At 72.5% G+C, this 3,530-nt stretch carries 3 protein-coding genes; 2 read left to right on the top strand and 1 reads right to left on the bottom strand.

The features are described 5' to 3' along the window. Positions 1–193 (bottom strand): LysE family transporter (locus HW445_RS22795; protein ID WP_374939687.1); only part of this gene is annotated, 193 nt, incomplete at its 3' end. A gap of 214 nt (positions 194–407) precedes the next feature. Between HW445_RS22795 and HW445_RS22800 the strand changes: the two genes are divergently transcribed. Next, positions 408–1,421 (top strand): LacI family DNA-binding transcriptional regulator, encoded by a 1,014-nt coding sequence (locus tag HW445_RS22800; RefSeq protein WP_180222831.1) that lies wholly within the window; start codon positions 408–410, stop codon positions 1,419–1,421. Between the two features lie 74 nt (positions 1,422–1,495). Then, on the top strand, positions 1,496–3,530 hold a 2,035-nt coding region (locus HW445_RS22805), incomplete at its 3' end, for a TIM-barrel domain-containing protein (protein ID WP_180222832.1).

A 3,530-nucleotide genomic window follows, 5' to 3' on the forward strand; every position in this document is an offset into this window, starting at 1 on the left:
GGGCGGCGACCACGGACAGCCCGAACGCGGCGGCGAGCATGTGCACGCAGAGCCCGGCCTGCGCGCCCAGCGCCGCGGCCCGCCCCCTCGCCGGATGACCGGCCGCCGACCGGAGCACCACGAGGAAGTCCGGACCGGGGACCATGTACGCCACCAGCACCACACCGACGAAGCCCGCGAGGTCGACCGACATCCCCACCCGCCCTTCCGTGACCGCCCCGGGTACCCCCGGCGGGCCGGCCGAAGGCGCGGGTTTCCGCCCCCGTGCCTCCCGCGGCGAGAAAGGCTGTCGAAGCGCTTCGACACCTATGGACACCCGGGCGTGGTCCAGTTACTGTCGACCCAGTCTGACTCGCACAAATCGGCACAGCGCACTGTCGAAGCGCTTCACAACCTTGGAGAGCTGGATGGTCACCCTCGCTGAGGTTGCCCAGCACGCCGGAGTCTCGGCCAGCACGGTGAGCTACGTCCTCAGCGGCAAACGGTCCATCTCGGCCACCACCCGGCAGCGCGTCGAGCAGAGCATCCGCGAACTCGGCTACCACCCCAACGCCGGAGCCCGCGCCCTGGCCAGCAGCAGGTCCAACATCATCGCCCTGGTGATCCCGCTGCGCACCGACATGTACGTGCCGGTGATGATGGAGATCGCCATCGCGGTGGCCACCACCGCCCGACTCCACGGCTACGACGTCCTGTTGCTCACCGGCGAGGAGGGCCCCGACGCGGTGCGCCGGGTGACCGGCAGCGGACTGGCCGACGCCATGATCCTCATGGACGTCGAACTCGACGACGAGCGGCTGCCGTTGCTGCGTGAGGCCGACCAGCCCTCCGTGCTGATCGGCCTGCCCGCCGACACCACGGGCATGACCTGCGTCGACCTCGACTTCACCGCGACCGGCGCGCTGTGCGTGGAGCACCTGGCGATGCTCGGGCACCGTGACATCGCGGTCATCGGCGAGGCACCGGCCGTCTACGAGCGGCACACCGGCTTCGCCGAGCGCACCCTCGACGGACTCCGCTCCCGCGCGCGCGAGCTGGGCGTCCGGGTCCTGCACCGTCCCTGCGAGGGCGGCTACGACGCCCTGACCGTCACCCTCGCCCGCGTCTTCGACGAACGCCCCGGCACCACCGGCTTCGTCGTGCAGAACGAGTCCGCCGTGGAACCGCTGCTCGCCCTGCTGCGCCAGCAGGGCAGGGCCGTCCCCGAGGACGTGTCGGTGGTCGCGGTCTGCCCCGACCAGGTCGCCGTCCAGGCGTCCGTGCGGCTCACCTCGGTCGCCATCCCGGCGCAGGAGATGGGCCGGCGCGCCGTGGAACACCTCCTCACCAAGCTCGAGGGGCGTGGAAACGAAGACATCGTGCTGCTCGCGCCGGAGCTGGTGGTCCGCGCGAGCACCGGGCCGGCGCCCGTGGCTCCCTGAGGCCGCCGGCCGGCCCCACGCTGCCCGGGGCTCCCCGGTCGGCCCGTCGCCCGCACTCGTAAGGAGCACGCCACGTGAACCAGCCGGTCGGAACACCTCCCGAGGTCGGCCTCGCCCAGTCCTCACCCACCGTCGGTGTCCTGCGGGAGCGCGACGGCGGCCTGGAGTGGAGCGGACGGCAGGAGACCGTCCGCGTCGAGCCCTGGGGCCCGGACGCGGTCCGGGTCCGGGCCAGGCTCGGCGGCCCGGTCCTCGACGGGCTGCCCGGAGCACTGCTCGACACCGCGCCCGACGCCCCGGCCACGGTCAGGATCGGTGACGGCACCGCCACCCTGACGGTCGGCACGCTCACCGTCGAGGTCGACGCCCAGGGCATGCTGCGGTTCCTGCGCACGGCCGACCGCGCGGAACTGCTCGCCGAGGAACGCGCCCACTTCTGGTGGCCGGGCCCCAGGCTCTACACCGCCGTGGGCAACGGACACCACCGCCTGGAGCAGCGCTTCGCCGCCTACGAGGACGAGAAGCTGTACGGCCTCGGCCAGCACCAGCACGGCAGGCTGGACCAGAAGGGCCTGGTGATCGACCTGGTGCAGCGCAACGCCGAGGTGAGCATCCCCGTCCTGACCTCCAGCCGCGGCTACACGCTGCTGTGGAACAACCCCGCGATCGGCAGGGTGGAACTCGCCGGCAACGGCACCCGCTGGGTGGCCGACTCCGCCCGGCAGATCGACTACTGGATCACCGCCGGCGCCCCGGCGGACACCCAGCGCGCCTACACCTCGGTCACCGGCCGCTCCCCGATGCTGCCCGCCTGGGCCGCCGGATTCTGGCAGTGCAAGCTGCGCTACCGCACCCAGGACGAACTGCTCGCCGTGGCCCGCGAGTACCGGCGCCGGGGCCTGCCGCTCGACGCGATCGTCTGCGACTTCTTCCACTGGACCCACCTCGGCGAGTGGAAGTTCGACCCCAAGGAGTGGCCCGACCCGGCGGCCATGGTCCGCGAGCTGGACGAACTCGGCGTCAAACTGGTCGTCTCGGTCTGGCCGTCCGTCTCGCCGCTGTCGGAGAACCATCCGGTGATGGAACAGCGCGGGTACTTCATCGGCACCCAGTACGGGCCGCTGGCGCACGCCGACTGGCCCGACAAGGAGGTCGCCTCGACCGTCCAGGTCGCCTTCTACGACGCCACCAACCCCGAGGCGCGGGAGTTCGTCTGGTCCCGGATCAAGGAGAACTACCTCGAGCCCTACGGCATCACGGCGTTCTGGCTGGACGCCGGTGAACCGGAGCTCAAGCCGGGCTTCCCGGAGAACCTGCGCTACTGGGCGGGCCCCGGCCTGGAGGTCGGCAACCTGTACCCGCGGGAGAACGCCCGGGCCTTCCAGGAAGGGCTGCACGCGGCCGGCGAGAGCGAGGTGATCACGCTGAACCGGTCGGCGTGGGCGGGCAGCCAGCGGCACGGCGCGGCCCTGTGGTCCGGCGACATCGGCACCGACTTCGCGACGCTGCGCCGCCAGCTGGCCGCGGGCCTCAACACCGCGCTGTCCGGCATCCCCTGGTGGAACACGGACATCGGCGGCTTCCACGGCGGCGACCCGGACGACGAGGCCTACCGGGAGGTGCTGGTGCGCTGGTTCCAGTTCGGCGCGCTGTCACCGCTGATGCGGCTGCACGGCTACCGCGACCCGGGCATGCCGCTCGGCCCGGACATGACCGGCGGCCCCAACGAGGTGTGGTCGTACGGCGAGAAGGCCGGCGCCGTCCTGGAGAAGTACCTGCGGCTGCGCGAGCGGCTGAAGCCGTACGTCCTGGAGGTCATGCGCGAGGCCCACGAGGAGGGGCTGCCGGTGATGCGGCCGCTGTTCCTGGAGTTCCCCGGCGACCCGGCGGCCTGGTCGGTGGACGACGCGTACCTCCTCGGTGCCGACCTGCTGGTCGCCCCGGTGCTCGAGGCCGGGGCCACGGCGCGGACGGTGCGCCTGCCCGCGGGCGCGCGCTGGACGGACGCGTGGACGGACGAGGAGTACGAGGGCGGCACGGAGGTGACCGTCAAAGCGCCGCTGGACCGCATCCCGCTGTTCCTGCGCGACGGGGCGAGCCTGCCGGTCC

The sequence above is a fragment of the Streptomyces sp. UH6 genome, from assembly GCF_013421635.1.
In the GTDB taxonomy this organism is placed as follows: Bacteria; Actinomycetota; Actinomycetes; order Streptomycetales; family Streptomycetaceae; genus Streptomyces; species Streptomyces abyssomicinicus.

What these genes read in the sequence shown, in the direction of transcription:
- HW445_RS22800 (WP_180222831.1), top strand. Translation starts at nt 408, where the DNA reads ATGGTCACCCTCGCTGAGGTTGCCCAGCACGCCGGAGTCTCGGCCAGC.